This window comes from Bradyrhizobium sp. WSM2254 (assembly GCF_000472645.1).
Taxonomy (GTDB): Bacteria; Pseudomonadota; Alphaproteobacteria; order Rhizobiales; family Xanthobacteraceae; genus Bradyrhizobium; species Bradyrhizobium niftali.
Window position 1 is genome coordinate 279,069 of the sequence record NZ_KI421445.1, and the last position, 12,909, is coordinate 291,977.

Annotated in this window: 11 protein-coding genes; 2 read left to right on the top strand and 9 right to left on the bottom strand. The window is 65.9% G+C overall.

Translation table 11 applies throughout. The features are described from left to right. Positions 1-6: 6 nt before the first annotated feature. The 9 genes from A3M7_RS0140220 to A3M7_RS0140265 form a co-directional block, all read right to left on the bottom strand. On the bottom strand, positions 7-1,587 hold the full coding sequence (locus A3M7_RS0140220; protein ID WP_027548959.1) for a hydantoinase B/oxoprolinase family protein: 1,581 nt from the start codon (positions 1,585-1,587) through the stop codon (positions 7-9). Beyond that, positions 1,584-3,593 (bottom strand): hydantoinase/oxoprolinase family protein, encoded by a 2,010-nt coding sequence (locus tag A3M7_RS0140225; protein ID WP_027548960.1) that lies wholly within the window; start codon positions 3,591-3,593, stop codon positions 1,584-1,586. The genes A3M7_RS0140220 and A3M7_RS0140225 overlap by 4 nt, the downstream gene beginning before the upstream one ends. 426 nt (positions 3,594-4,019) lie before the next feature. Further along, positions 4,020-5,498 carry a PLP-dependent aminotransferase family protein gene (locus tag A3M7_RS0140235; RefSeq protein ID WP_245284436.1) on the bottom strand — a complete coding sequence of 493 codons (1,479 nt, stop codon included), beginning with the start codon at positions 5,496-5,498 and terminating at the stop codon, positions 4,020-4,022. 118 nt (positions 5,499-5,616) lie between these two features. Continuing rightward, positions 5,617-6,147, bottom strand: a complete 531-nt coding sequence (locus tag A3M7_RS0140240; protein WP_049824007.1) for a flavin reductase — start codon at positions 6,145-6,147, stop codon at positions 5,617-5,619. An 8-nt stretch (positions 6,148-6,155) separates the two neighbouring features. Continuing rightward, a complete protein-coding gene (locus A3M7_RS0140245) occupies positions 6,156-7,409 on the bottom strand; it encodes a Zn-dependent hydrolase (RefSeq protein ID WP_027548963.1) in 1,254 nt (417 codons plus the stop codon). A gap of 4 nt (positions 7,410-7,413) precedes the next feature. Further along, positions 7,414-8,295 (bottom strand): alpha/beta fold hydrolase, encoded by an 882-nt coding sequence (locus A3M7_RS0140250; protein WP_027548964.1) that lies wholly within the window; start codon positions 8,293-8,295, stop codon positions 7,414-7,416. Between the two features lie 11 nt (positions 8,296-8,306). Next, on the bottom strand, positions 8,307-9,452 hold the full coding sequence (locus tag A3M7_RS0140255; protein ID WP_027548965.1) for a pyridoxal phosphate-dependent aminotransferase: 1,146 nt from the start codon (positions 9,450-9,452) through the stop codon (positions 8,307-8,309). 7 nt (positions 9,453-9,459) lie between these two features. After that, complete coding sequence (locus tag A3M7_RS0140260; RefSeq protein ID WP_027548966.1) at positions 9,460-10,239, bottom strand: SDR family oxidoreductase; 780 nt, start codon at positions 10,237-10,239, stop codon at positions 9,460-9,462. A gap of 67 nt (positions 10,240-10,306) precedes the next feature. Next, on the bottom strand, positions 10,307-11,230 hold the full coding sequence (locus tag A3M7_RS0140265; RefSeq protein ID WP_027548967.1) for a GntR family transcriptional regulator: 924 nt from the start codon (positions 11,228-11,230) through the stop codon (positions 10,307-10,309). Positions 11,231-11,247: 17 nt separating this feature from the next. Between A3M7_RS0140265 and A3M7_RS0140270 the strand changes: the two genes are divergently transcribed. Next, positions 11,248-12,111 (top strand): ABC transporter ATP-binding protein, encoded by an 864-nt coding sequence (locus A3M7_RS0140270; protein ID WP_027548968.1) that lies wholly within the window; start codon positions 11,248-11,250, stop codon positions 12,109-12,111. After that, positions 12,108-12,893: a class II aldolase/adducin family protein gene (locus A3M7_RS0140275; RefSeq protein ID WP_027548969.1), complete on the top strand. Its 786-nt coding sequence runs from the start codon at positions 12,108-12,110 to the stop codon at positions 12,891-12,893. The genes A3M7_RS0140270 and A3M7_RS0140275 overlap by 4 nt, the downstream gene beginning before the upstream one ends. The last annotated feature ends 16 nt before the right edge of the window (positions 12,894-12,909 follow it).

A 12,909-nucleotide genomic window follows, 5' to 3' on the forward strand; every position in this document is an offset into this window, starting at 1 on the left:
ATCCCTTCATTCCGCGGCCACGGCGCCGTAGCCACCGCCGCCGCACATCTCGATCGTGACGAGATCGTCCTGCTGCAACACAAGATTTGATTTGCCGTCGATCGCAACGTTTGCGCCCTGCCGGAGCAGCGAGATGCGGCAGGCCTTGCCGGCCTCGCCGCCCTGCATGCCGAACGGCGCAATCACCATGCGTTCGATGCAGGTGGTCAGATGCATCGAGGGTGCGAGGATGCGATAGGTGCGCACGGAGCCGTCACCGCCGCGATGAGCCCCCGCGCCGCCGGACCGTCGGCGAATGGCCTGCTGCTCGAGGCGGATCGCGTAGCTCGCCTCGATCACCTCGACCGGCGTGTTCGACGTGTTGGACAGATGCACGCGGGTCGCCGACATGCCGGCCCGATCGTGCCGCGCGCCCTCGCCGCCGCCATGGACCTCGTAGAGCATCTTCCAGGAACCGTTCGGCCGCGGCTCGGCAAAGAACAGCACGCCCGCGGTGGTCGCCCCGCCGGCCGACAGCCGCTCGGGAATCGTGTCCTGCATCGCGCGGAAGATCGCATCGACGATGCGCATGGAGGTCTCGTGGTTGCCGGCGGCAACGGACGCCATCCAGCCCGGCTCCAGGATCGAGCCCGGGCGCGTGATGATGGTCAGGGGCCGGAGTGCACCCGCATTCTGGTTCATGTCGCGTCCGCTCATGATGCGCGCGGCATAGGCGACGGCCGAGCGCGCCATGAACGGCGTGGTGTTGCAGAAGTTCGAGACGCGGTCGCAGCTTCCGGAGAGGTCGAAGGTCGCCTCATCGCCGCGAATCGTGATCTTGACGTGGATGCGCGCGGGCGCGTTGTTCTCGCCGCCGTCGTCGAGGTAATCCTCGCCTTCGTAGACGCCATCCGGCAGCGCGCGGAGCGCCTCGCGCATCTCGATCTCGGAGAGATCGTGCAGGCGCGACTGCGTCGCCGTGAAGACCGCCTTGCCGTGCTCGCGACAGAGCTCGACGATGCGCTTCTCGCCGGCCTTGGTCGCCGCGATCTGCGCGAGCAGGTCGCCCTCGCAGGATTCGGCATCGCGAACGTTGGCCTTGAGCAGCTGCACGATCGGGGCGTTGACGCCGGCCGCAGTCGCGATCAGCACCGGCGGAATGCGCATCGCTTCCTGGAACGTGTCGATGGCTTTTGCGAAATAGCTGCCGGGCCAGGTGCCGCCGATATCGGGCCAGTGCGCGAGGCTGACCGCGAACGCCACGATCTCGCCGTCGACGAAGACGGGACGCACGACCTTGACGTCGTTGAGATGATTGCCGCCGAGCGCGCCGACATTGTAGATCAGCACGTCACCGTCGTTCAGGGTCTCGATCGGCACGACCTTCAGAAGTTCCGGAACGGTGTAGGCCATCGCGCCGAGATGGATCGGGATGTCGCGGCCCTGCCCGACCAGACCGCCGCGGCCGTCCGTGATCGCCGACGACAGATCGCCGGCCTCGCGCAGCAGCGGCGAACGCGCCGAGCGCGTCATCACCAGGCTCATCTCTTCGGCGGCGGCGGAAAGCCCGTGCCTGATGACTTCGACGACGAACGGATCGAGCTTCATGCCGCCCTCCGCGTCAGGAACAGATTGCCAGTTGCATCGGGCCGCGCCTGCCAGCCGGGCGGCACCACCACCGTGGACCAGGCGTCTTCGATGATGGCGGGACCGCTGACGATGTCGGTCATTGCGGCGCGGTCGATGATCGCGGTTGCGATGTCGTGGAAGCCGTCGAACGAGCAGGTACGCTGTCCGGTGGACACCGCGCGGGCCACGGTCGCCGGCCGGCTGACAACGGTCGTCGACGGGCGGCGCGCCTGCACACGCACGGATTCGATGACGCAGGGCTCGCTCGTCGCGTAGCCGAAGAGCTCGTGATGCCGCGCCAGAAAATCCTTCTTGAGCCTGCCGACGTCGAGCGGCAACGCGAATGGCACCGGAATGGCGTCGTTCTGCGCCGCGTAGCGCATCAAGGCTACCAGCTCGACCTGGATCTCCGCCTTCGCAACCCCATTCGCGATGAGCGGTGCGGACGCATCGGCGATCAAGGTCCCGATCCGTTCCGACACGCGCGCGAGATCGATGCCATCGAGCGCCGCGCGAAAGGTCTGCTGCTGGAGGAAGCTGAAATCGGCGGTGAGGCAGCCCAGCGCCGAGAACGCGCTCGATGCGCTGGGCACGACGACCGCTGCAATCCCGTAGAGATCGGCAAGGCCCGCGGCGTGCATCGGGCCGCCGCCGCCGAAGGCGAGCAGCGTGCAGTCGCGCCCGTCGATGCCGCGCTCGACGGTGACGCGGCGGAGCGCACGCGCCATCGTCGCGTTTGCGACCTTGATGATGCCGAGCGCGGTCTCGGTCAGGCTCAGTCCAAGCGCGCGGGCGATCGGGGCGATGACATCAGCGGCGGCCTTGATATCGATCCCGATGCGGTCACCGAGTTTTGTTTCGGGATTGAGATAGCCGAGCACCGCGTTGGCATCCGTGATCGTCGGCTCGGTGCCGCCGCGGCCGTAGCAGGCCGGCCCCGGCTCGGAGCCGGCGCTCTCCGGGCCGACCGTCAGGCCACCCGGACCGTTGCGCACGATCGATCCGCCGCCGGCACCGATGGAATGAACCGCGAGCATCGGCTGGCGCAGCGGCTTGTCACCGAGCATGCGGCCGTCGGTCATCTCGGCCTGGCCGTCCACGATCAGGCACACGTCGGTCGTGGTGCCGCCCATGTCGAAGGTCAGCATGCGTGATGTGCCGAGCTGACGCGCGATGCTGACGGAGGCCGAAACGCCAGCCGCGGGGCCCGACATCGCCATCACCAACGGCCGCCGCTTCACCGCCGAAATCGGGATCATCGCGCCGGCCGAATGAAACACCTGCAAGCCGGGGCCGATCGGCAGCCGCTGCTCCAGCTCGCTCAGATATTCCACCGCGATCGGCATCGCGGCCGCGTTGAACACGGTTGCCGAGGTCCGCTCATATTCGCGCGCCTCGGGATTGACCTCGTGCGACAGCGAGACGTGGGCAACGACGTCCTTGAGACGCTCGCCGAGCATTTTTTCGTGCACGGGGTTGGCATAGGCATGCAGCAGGGCCACCGCGACGCTCTGCACGCCGGTCTGTTTCAGCCACGCCACCAGCCGCTCGATCTCCGATTCATCCAGCGCCTTCAGAACCCGGCCTTCGTGATCGAGGCGCTCGGCGAGCCCGAAACATCGTTCGGGCGGCACAAGGGGCGGCGATTTCGGCGGAATGTCGAGACGATAGAGATCGCGGCGGCGATAACGTGCGATCTCCAGCACATCGGCAAAGCCTTGGGTCGCGACCAGCGCCACCTTCGGCAGCCGGCCCTCGACGATGGCGTTGGTGACGCGCGTGGTGCCGTGGACGAAGCGCTTGACCTCGCTCTTGCGCAGGCCCACCGCCTCGATGGCCTCGAGCATCGCCTGAACGGGCGCCTGCGGGCGCGACGGCACCTTCGCGATCCGTGCCTCCGCGGAGCCACGCCGGATCGCGATGATATCGGTGAAGGTGCCACCGATATCGGTGCCGACTTCCCAGTGATTTTCGGATTCGCTCATGTGCAGGGTCAGCTACGGATGACGTCCTGACCGGACGCCGGGTCCTTCCCGTCCATCGCAACGTCCAATGCCAAACCGAGACCGCTCATCATGCATCCCCTGTCATGCCACCATGAGCGAGCGTGCGACAGAGCGATGGGCGCGGGATAGGGCCAGAGTTGTCGCAAACCACTAGACCAGCGCGCGAGCGACGCCGCGCACCGCGCCACCTGCTGCACGTTTTGGTGCAACGCTGCCCGCGCAAGGAGCACATCAATGAGGACTGTTCCACGCGAGAAAAGTGCAGCGCACCACGGATTTCTCCGCACAAATCATGACGCCTGCTGCACCGCAATCGGAGCGCTCAAAATCGTCTGTCTAATTTGCAGGCGATCGAACGGCATGATGGGATATTCGCCTGCCTATGAGCTATGCACGGCGGTCGCCTCAGCCTCTCTTTATTGTACGAACAGTCAGAGACGAGATTGCCGGGTCGGATGGTGCATTGCGGCGGCCGCTGCCGATGCAAGCCGCGATTCTCGCAAGCAGCGGAGATGCATCCTCGACGCGCAGCCGCCCGTAGCCGAACACCAGGCCTTGCAGCGTCGGCTGCGCCAGAAAATTCTGCGACAGTGGCTGCACGTGGATGCCGGCCTGCTTCAGGACCGCGGCCGCCTCGCGATCACTCATCCGCGCCCGCATCGCATCGGTGAACAGCGCCACCAGATGCAGTCCCGTCACCGCCGCGGACACGGTCAGATCGTCAGGCATCAGCGCGGCGATCGCATCGATCAACGCCTTTCGCCTGACGGCATAGACCCGGCGCATCCCGCGCAGATGCCGCAGCAGATGCCCCTCGCGCATGAACTCAGCCAGCGCCAGCTGACCGACGCCGGAGGTGTGGACGTCGATCCGCGCGCGGCCCCGGGAAAACCCGTCGATGAAATGCCTGTTGGCGACGATGTAGCCGAGCCGCAAGGCCGGCATCATGATCTTCGAGAAGGCGCCGAAATAGATCACCCGCCCCTCGCGATCGAGCGAGCGCAGCGAGGCGATCATGCTGTCCTGATGCCTGAACTCCGAATTGTAGTCGTCCTCGATCACCCAGACATCGTTCTTGTTGGCCCAGTCGAGCAGCTCGAGACGCCGCTCCAGCCCCATGCTGACGCCGAGCGGATATTGATGCGATGGCGTGACCACGATCAGCCGCGCCCCCGGCGCGCGCCTGATACCTTCCGAGACGACCAGCCCTTTGTCGTCGACCGGAACCGGAACGAGCTTCGCGCCGGCCGCCGTGAGCGCCCATCGCGCCTCGACAAAGCCGGGCTCCTCGACCCAGACCTCATCGCCGGGATCGAGGATCATCCGGCTACAGAAATCCAGCGCGCCTGATGTGCCCGATGTGACCACGACTTCGTCCGGCGAGCAGACCAGGCCGCGCACCGAGCCGAGGAAATTTGCGATCTCGCTGCGCAGCCGCGGATGACCTTCGGGCGGGAGATCGAGGCACTCCTGCTCGCGCGGATTTTGCCAGGCCTGGCGCAGCAGGCGCGACCAGTCCTTGAAGGGAAACGTCGAAATATCGGGCGCGCCGGGACTGAACTCCGACGACCAGTTGGTCTCGTAGTCGAAGGCGAGCAGCGATTGCCAGCGCTTCGACATATGGGCAGGCGCGGCCGCGGGCGACGCGACCGACGGCGGCTCCGCATGCGGTGTTGCGACCGATGCCACCATGACGCTGCCGCGCGGGGTCGATTCAAGATAGCCCTCGGCGTAGAGCAGGTCCCACGCGGTCAACACCACCGTGCGCGAGCAGCCCAACTCCCGCGCGATCTCGCGCGATCCCAGAAATTGCGTTCCGGCCGGAAAGACGCCGCGCAGGATGCAGCCCCGGATGTGGGCCGCGATCTGCAAGTGCAGCGGCACGGCCGAATTCCGGTCGATATGCATCCCCGCTAGGGATACGCGCTGGTGCGGCTGACGATCTCTGTCCATCACATGGAGGCGGCTGTTGGATCGGCCGGCGATGGCCGCCAGCGTTCCCTCAGGATGCGTCAAGAGCGGATTCGGGTCCAGCCTCGGCTGGATCAGTCACCCCGACCGTGTGGTAGGCGCGGCCGAAATAGATTAGATTGTCGGTGCAGCCGGATCGTTGCACGGCCACGACGCGGCAGAACAGCACGTCATGCGTGCCGACATTGACGATATCGGCAATCCGGCAGTCGAACGCCGCGGCGCAATCGGCCAGCACCGGCGCACCGGTTGCGAGTGTCGACCACGCGGCCGCGGCAAACCGTTCCTCGGCGGGCACCTTGCCGCCGAACAGCCGGGACAGTGGCTCGTGCCGGGCCGCGAGCACGTTGACGCACACCACCTCGTTCTGCGTCACGCTGGCATAGGCCGAGGACGCGCGGTTGATGCAGACCAGAAGCGTCGGCGGATCGTCGGTGACGCTGCAAATCGCGGATGCGGTAAATCCGGCGCGACCCGCGCTGCCGTCGGTCGTCACGATGTTGACGGCCGCACCGAGACAGGCCATCGCGTCGCGGTAGTCCTGTGGGGCCACGTCCTGCATCGGCGTCTTCACCCCTCGATGGCAGGCGCAAACGCCAGTTCGCGCAGCACCTGTGCCAACACGGAGGCGCCGGCGGCAACATGATTTGGCTCAGCCCATTCGTGCTCGACATGGCTTGCGCCGTCGCGGCACGGAATGAAGATCATCGCGGCGGGACAGATCTTGGCGAGATGGCGGGCGTCGTGACCGGCGGCCGAGAGAATGGCCATCGCAGGATGCCCCTGCCCTCGCGCGGCCTCTGCGATGCTTGCCCGCAGGCGCGCATCGAACACGTTTGACGGCGCATCGACGAGCGGTGTTACCGTGACCGTGCAAGGTGCGGCATTCTCCTGGCAAAGAGCCACGATGTGCACACCCGCCGCATCGAGCACCGCATTGTCAGGATGGCGCAGATCGATGCTGAAGCTGACGCGCGAAGGCACCACCGACGGCGCGTTCGGCGTGACGGTGACCCGGCCGATGGTGAACTTGATGTCGGCATCGACCGTGCCGATCTCCGCATGGAGCGCGGTCGCCATCCGGGCAAAGGCCGCGAGCGCATCCCGCCTCTCCTGCTGCGCCAGCGTGCCGGCGTGTCCTTCGGCGCCCTCGACCACCACCTGAAACGTCTTCTTGCCCTGGATGCCGGTGACGACACCGATGGTGCAGGCGGCCGCCTCCAGCAGCGGCCCTTGCTCGATGTGCAATTCGAGATAGGACCCGACTGCGAAGCCGAGCGGCCGGTGCGGCAGATCAGGAAAGGCCTGGTGGAGACGATCGAGCGCTTCGCCGACGCTGATGCCGTCTGCATCGCGCGCGGCGCGGATTGCGTCCATGTCGCGTTCGCCGGTAAAGGCCTCCGAGCCCATCATGCCCGGGGCAAAGCGCGAGCCTTCCTCGTTCATCCAGGCGACGATGATGACATCGCGTGCCGGCGCGTCACCCTGCTCGACGAGCGAGACCGCCGCCTCTAACGCCGCCATGACACCGGCCGCGCCGTCGAACTTCCCCCCGGTCGGCTGGCTGTCGAGATGACTGCCGAGCAGGAGCGGCGGCGCGTCGCGATCGCGCCCGGCCAGCGTCAGGAACAGATTTCCCGCAGCATCCGTCGACGGCGTCAGGCCCGCCTCGCGTGCCCAGCCGATGACGCGGCGCCAGGCGGCAATCTCGCCGTCACTCAGTGCCTGACGGTTGACCCCGCCGGCGGGCGTCGCGCCGATCTCGGCGAGTGCCATGAGGCGGGTCCAGAGCCGATCGGCGTTGATCAACGTGCTCGATCCCATCGACCTACTTCGTGCGCATGATCTGCCCCGGCAGCGCGCGCGGATCGCGCGGCAGCCAGCGCCCGGCCTCAACCTGAGCGATGAACTCGGCGAGCAGCGCGTTGAACGCCGCCGGCTCTTCCAGATTGAGCGTGTGGCCGGTCTTGGGGAAGACGGAGAGACCGCAGGCCGGAATGGTCTTCTTCAGGAAGATGCCGGGCTGGAGACAATGATCGTCCTCGTCGCCGACGACGACCAGCGTCGGCACCATCATCTTCTTCAAGCCGTCTTCGAGATCGTAGAAAGACGGCCGCCGCGCCTGGACGCCGCGCATGGTGTTGGCAGCGCCGCGATCGGAATGGGTGGCGAGGCGATCGGCGAATTCCTGCCAGCCGCGCGGATCCTTGTTCTGGAACTGCACGCGGCTCGCGCCAAGCGCATAGATCTTCGAGAATTCCCTGGCGCCCTGTTTCTCGAAATGGTCGGCGACTTCGCGCGAGACCCCGCGAAAATACTCCTCGAACTCCTTCTCACAGCCATAGCCTGCGCCAGCCACGGTGAGCGACAAGGCGCGTTCCGGCGTGCGCAGGCCGAAATGCACCGTGCAGAAGCCGCCCATCGACAGGCCGACGATGTGCGCCTTCTCGATTCGGAGCGCATCGAGCACGGCGACCGCATCGTCAGCGGCGATCGCCTGCGAATAGGCCTCCACGCTGTCAGGCACATCCGACGGTGGATAGCCGCGCGCGGCGTAGGTGATGCAGCGGTGGCGCCGGCTGAAATAACGCAGCTGCGGCTCCCAGCTTTCGTGATTGCCGCCGAATTCGTGGATGAAGAGGATCGGCGTGCCCTCGCCCGCCTCCTCCACATGGAGCTTCACACCGTCTTTGGTGGAGATCATCGTCATCGGCATCATCCCTAGAATTGCGCCGGCAGGTCGTTGAGCGTGCGCGCTTGTGCAACCATGTCCGGCAGCAGCGTGCAGAGCTTTTCGACCCACGCCTGCGGCACGGAGGTGCTGATCTTGACGAAACGGTCGCCGAAGCGCTGCGTGTGATACGTGCCCTGGCGAATCATGATGCCCTGCCGGCGATAGCACTCGACCAGCGCCTCGGGACGGATGCCCGCCGCGATGGTCTCCAGCACCAGAAAGTTTCCGTGCGAAGGCATGATCGGCAGCGCCAATCCTTCAATCGCCGCAGCCGCCTCCTGGATCATCGCCTTGTTGGCCCGGTCGGTGCTTCGGACCTTCTTCATCCATTCGGCCTTGACCGACAACCCCGCCTGCGCCGCGCGCTGGGCGATGACGCTCGCGCCGAGCACGCTCGTGGACGTCAGCGCCAGTTCCTCGAACAGATCGGGAGCAGCGACCAGAGCACCGATGCGGAGGCCGGCAAGGCCGAGCCATTTCGAAAAGCTGGTCGAAACGACCGAGCCTTGCGGCGCCACGTGAAGCGCCGGCGTGTGGCCATCGGCGAAATCGCGGTAGGTGCAGTCGTGCACCAGCAGCGCGCCGCAATCGCGCGCAATCGCCGCAAAACTCTCGATCTCCTCGCGCGTGTAGCGGATGCCGAGCGGATTGTTGGGATCGACGAGATAGATGATCGCGGTGCGCTCATCGACATTCGCCCTCAACGCCTCGGGCGTCAGGCGGTAGCTGCAGGCCGGATCGTAGATCGGAATCTCGATCACCTCGGCGCCCTGCTGGCGCGCGAACAGGCACGGCCATTTCCAGGTCGGATCGGTCGTCACCAGCGTCGTGCCGGGCTTGCAGCGCGCGCGACAGATCATCGCCAGCGCGTTGACGCCGCCCTCGGTCACCAGCGCCTCTGCGCCCGGTGTGCCGAGGTCGGCGACGATCGCAGCGCGCAACGCCTCGAAGCCGAGCGGCGGGGCATAGGCGTTGAACTCGCCAGCCTCGATCGAGCGCAGCATCGCCTCGCGCACGGCGGGGTGGCTCTCGACATGGTTGGTGTTCTGGCCGAGCCAGTAGAGTCCCGGCGTCGCCGAGAGCTCGTCGAAATAGCGGTTGCGGACCAGTGCCGCGGATTGAGGCTTCGACATCGACGCCTCAGATCACCGAGCCGCGAGCGGCGATGCCGCCGTCGATCGTCACCACGGTGCCGGTGATGTAGCCGGACCTCGGCGAGGACAGGAAGGCGACGAGATCGGCGACCTCCTCCGATGTCGCCGGCCGCTTGCCCGGATATTTGTCGAACAGCTCCTCCCAGCGGCTTTCGTCGCCGAGCATGTCGATCGCCTTGCGCTTCATGATCTTGAGCATGCGGTCGGTGGCAACCGGTCCCGGATTGACCGCGACGACGCGCACGCCGTGATCGAGGCTGCGGCCGCCGAGCGCTTTGGTGAAGGACATCAGCGCGGCGTTGCCGGTCGAGCCCGCGATATAGCTCGCGTCCCAGTTCTCGCCGGAATTGCCGATGATGTTGATGATGACGCCGTCCTTGCCCTTCATGCGCGGATAATAGAGACGCGACAGCGTGATGTAGCCGAACACCTTGAGATCGAAGCCGCGCCGCCAGGCCGCGTCGTCGAGGATTTCCAGCGAGCCGGCCGGGATGTCGCCGGCATTGTTGATGAGGATGTCGATGTCGCCGACCTCGGCAGCGAGCTTCTCCATCGCAGCCGTGCTCGACAGGTCGAGCGCGTGGATGGTGATCTTCACGCCAAAGCGGGCTTCCAGATCACGCTTGGCCTGGAGCATGGCCTCGCCGTTGCGGGCGGCGAGATGCAAATGGCAGCCCTCCGCGGCGAAGAGTTCGGCCACCGCAAGTCCAATTCCTTTCGACGCGCCGGTGATCAGGGCGGTCTTGTTCGTCAGCTTCAGGTCCACTCCGGGTCTCCAGGATGCAAGCTAGATATACAAGGTCTAGCAATTTGCATACCAAGAGACCCAGGGGTCATTCGAAGGCGGCGAGGAAGTCCAGAAGGTTGTCGCCGAGCAGGTTGACGTGGTCCCGCATCGCGCTGTGCGCCCGCTCCGGATCATGGGCCAGGATCGCCTGCATGATCGCCTCATGTTCGCGGATAGTGTCGGCGATCCGGTTCGGCATGCGCGTCACCCGGCGGCGATACGCCGCCACCTGGTTGCGCAGCTTGCGGGTCTGCTCGGCCAGGAAGGCGTTGCGCGAGGCTTCATAGATCGCTTCGTGGAATTCCTGGTTGATGTCGTAGAAAACATCGATGTCGCCGGTTTCACCTGCCGCCACAAGCCTCTGGTGAATCTCGCCAATTTCAGTCCCCCAGGCCTGGGAGACGCGCCTTGCGGCGAGCCGCGCGCAGAGCCCCTCCAGCTCCGCCATGACCTGGAACATCTCGATCAGCGCCTGCGCCTTGATGCTGCGGACGGTCGCCCCTTGCCGGCCGCGCAACTCGACCAGGTTGTTGGCGGCCATCAGGCGGAATGCCTCCCGCACCGGCGTGCGCGAGACGCCGAAGCGCTGCGCGATCTCCTGCTCGTCGAGCCGGCTGCCCGGCTCGAGATGCCCCGCCGCGATTGCCCCTTCGAGCTTCAGGCGCAGGCTCTCGGCGAGCGTCATTCCCGGGCTGGCCGGCAAGCCTTCCTGCCCATTTTTCACGCGCCTGCCTGCGGCATGTGCACCAATATCCGCCATCATGTTTCTCCGATATCGATATACGTATACAAAATGGCACCAATCTTCCAGTGAACCGACCGATTTTCTCGCGGATACGCGCGCAGCTCCCGGATATCCACCTTCGAACTCGCAAATCTTATGCCTGATTTTCCGCGAAATCGCACTGGCACACGAGTTGCTAAGAGATTTCGACGCGGTCCGCTTTCGTATGCGAATGGCCGCCGCCATTATACAAGGACATCCCGGTGCAGGCTGCCCGCCTCCCCAATCCCGGACCGGCCACCGAAGCCCCGCAGGCGCAACCGAAGCCTGAGCCGCTGCTCGAACTGCGTGCGATCAACAAGACCTTCGGTCCCGTCGCGGCGCTGTCGGGACTTCAGGCGAGCGTTACCCCCGGCGAGTTCGTCACCGTCGTCGGCCCGAGCGGCTGCGGCAAGAGCACGCTCTTCAACATCGTCGCGGGCCTCGAGGAGCCGGATACCGGCGGCATCCTGCGCTTCGAAGGCAAGAGCTGCCATTCGGCCGACCTGCTCGGCCGCGTCTCCTTCATGCCGCAGCGCGACCTGCTGTTTCCCTGGCGCAACGTCGTCGACAACGCCATCCTCGCGCTCGAGGTCGAAGGCATGCCGCGCGACCAGGCGCGCGCCAAGGCGCTGAAGATGCTGCCCGAGTTCGGGCTCGCCGGCTTCGAGAAGCAATATCCCAATCAATTGTCCGGCGGCATGCGCCAGCGCGTCGCCCTGATGCGGACCTTCCTGTTCGAACGCGATCTGATGCTGCTGGATGAGCCGTTCGGCGCGCTCGATGCGCTGACGCGGGCGATGATGCAGCGCTGGCTGCTCGACGTCTGGCAGAAATACCGCCGCACCATTCTCTTCATCACCCATGACGTCGACGAGGCGATCTTCCTCGGCGACCGCGTGCTCGTCATGACGGCGCGTCCCGGCTCGGTGAAGCTCGAACAGGTCGTCGACCTTCCCCGTCCGCGCCGGCCCGAGATCGTCACCTCCCCCGAATTCGTGCGCCTCAAGCGCACGCTGCTCGATGCCATCGAGGAGGAAAGCATGAAGTCGTTCCAATCCTCCATCGCGCAGGAGAAGACGCCGTGAACGCGATGTCAGCGCCGCAAGCCGCGCCGCGCGGGATCGAGCCGGCCGAGTGGGATGCCCGGGTCAAGCTCGCGGCCTGCTATCGCATGGTCGCCAAGCTCGGGATGGACGACCTCATCTACAACCACATCTCCTTGCGCGTGCCCGGCCACGAGGACCAGTTCCTGATCAATCCCTACGGCCTGCTGTTCGACGAGATCACGGCGTCGAGCCTGGTGAAGATCGACACTGGGGGTAACAAGCTCGACGACACGCCGCAGGCCGTCAACGTTGCGGCCTTCGTCATCCATGCCGCGATCCACACCTCGAACCACGACGCGGCCTGCGTGCTGCACACCCATTCCGACGCGAGCGTCGCGGTCTCAGGGCAGGAGAAAGGCCTGTTGCCGCTCAGCCAGTTCGCGATGCGCTTCTACGACCGCCAGGCCTTTCACGACTACGAAGGCGTCGCCATCGACCTCGACGAGCAGGTTCGCCTGGTGCGGGATCTCGGTCCACACAAGGTCATGCTGATGCGCAATCACGGCATCCTCACCGTCGGACGGACGCCGGGCGAGGCCTTCATGCTGCTCTATTATTTCGAGCGCGCCGCGCGGATCCAGCTCCAGATGCAAGCGGCTGCCGCGGCCGGCGCCAAGCTCGTGATGCCGCCACACGAGGTCTGCGAGAAAGCCGCGCGCCAGTTCTGGGAATTGCAGGGCGACATCCTCGTGCCCGGCGAACGCGAATGGCCGGCGCTGATGCGCCAGCTCGACCGCACCGATCCATCTTATCGCAATTGATTTTCACCGCCTGGAG

Excerpts from the sequence above, each read along its gene's own strand:
- A3M7_RS0140240 (WP_049824007.1), bottom strand. The coding sequence starts at position 6,147 with ATGCAGGACGTGGCCCCACAGGACTACCGCGACGCGATGGCCTGTCTC.
- A3M7_RS0140265 (WP_027548967.1), bottom strand. The coding sequence starts at position 11,230 with ATGGCGGCGGCCATTCGCATACGAAAGCGGACCGCGTCGAAATCTCTT.
- A3M7_RS0140250 (WP_027548964.1), bottom strand. The coding sequence starts at position 8,295 with ATGACGATGATCTCCACCAAAGACGGTGTGAAGCTCCATGTGGAGGAG.
- A3M7_RS0140225 (WP_027548960.1), bottom strand. The coding sequence starts at position 3,593 with ATGAGCGAATCCGAAAATCACTGGGAAGTCGGCACCGATATCGGTGGC.
- A3M7_RS0140220 (WP_027548959.1), bottom strand. The coding sequence starts at position 1,587 with ATGAAGCTCGATCCGTTCGTCGTCGAAGTCATCAGGCACGGGCTTTCC.
- A3M7_RS0140245 (WP_027548963.1), bottom strand. The coding sequence starts at position 7,409 with ATGGGATCGAGCACGTTGATCAACGCCGATCGGCTCTGGACCCGCCTC.
- A3M7_RS0140255 (WP_027548965.1), bottom strand. The coding sequence starts at position 9,452 with ATGTCGAAGCCTCAATCCGCGGCACTGGTCCGCAACCGCTATTTCGAC.